Annotated in this window: 2 protein-coding genes; one reads left to right on the forward strand and one right to left on the reverse strand. The window is 66.2% G+C overall.

All coding sequences use genetic code 11. The features are described from left to right. Positions 1-372, reverse strand: a 372-nt coding sequence (locus AC1B00_RS09590; RefSeq protein ID WP_488849501.1) for an excisionase family DNA-binding protein, incomplete at its 3' end; no start/stop codon positions are given. On the opposite strand from AC1B00_RS09590, the gene AC1B00_RS09595 reads away from it, so the two are divergent. Further along, positions 362-676 (forward strand): hypothetical protein, encoded by a 315-nt coding sequence (locus tag AC1B00_RS09595; RefSeq protein ID WP_488849503.1) that lies wholly within the window; start codon positions 362-364, stop codon positions 674-676. The two genes, AC1B00_RS09590 and AC1B00_RS09595, sit on opposite strands and share 11 nt — an antisense overlap. Positions 677-705 lie beyond the last annotated feature (29 nt).

Raw genomic sequence — 705 nt, forward strand, 5'->3', positions numbered from 1 at the left:
GTCATGGAGCCGAAGACGCCGATGACGCGACTCCCCCAGTCGTTCGAAAGGCAATTCGTGCTCATCGAGCAGCCGCACCAAAGTGTTTCGGCTGATGCCCAGCAGAGTTGCCGCCTGCTGTGTCGTCAGCTGCCGATCGATGGGCTCGAGACTGACGGACTCTCCTCGTTGCATGGCCGAGACCACTCGCCGCAACGCCTCGTAGGCGGGAAGCGGCAGCGCAATCTGCTCCCCGTCCGGCCCCAGGAGCATCGCGGGTGCGGAGTTCTGTTCGAGGAAGTTCGCCAGCTTCAGCATCTCTTCGAGATCGTGAGGAGGCTCCACCACCTGTGCCTGGCGAGACGAGATCGGCGTGCGCGTCATGGCATCCATTATCATCCAATTCGTCCAAAACGTTCAATACGTTCAGAATGCCCGTGCGCGCCTGCTCGGGGTGCCCTCGTTCGTGCTCGCGTACGACGTGAAGGTGCGCGAACTCGCCAAGACGCTCGGCCTCGAGAACCGCACGATCGACATCAACCGGCCCTTCGAAGCCCCAGCGCTGGCCGACGGTCTCGTCGACCTGATCGAGCGCCGGGATGCCGTGGGGGCGGCGGTCGACGCCCGGAGCGCCGAGCTGCGCGCCGAGGCCCGCGCGAGCTTCGCCCGGGCCCGGGGGTGGGTGGAGGGCGCGTGACCGCGTCGATTCCCCGAGCCGTGACCCTC

It is taken from the genome of Campylobacter sp. DY7 (assembly GCF_057802535.1).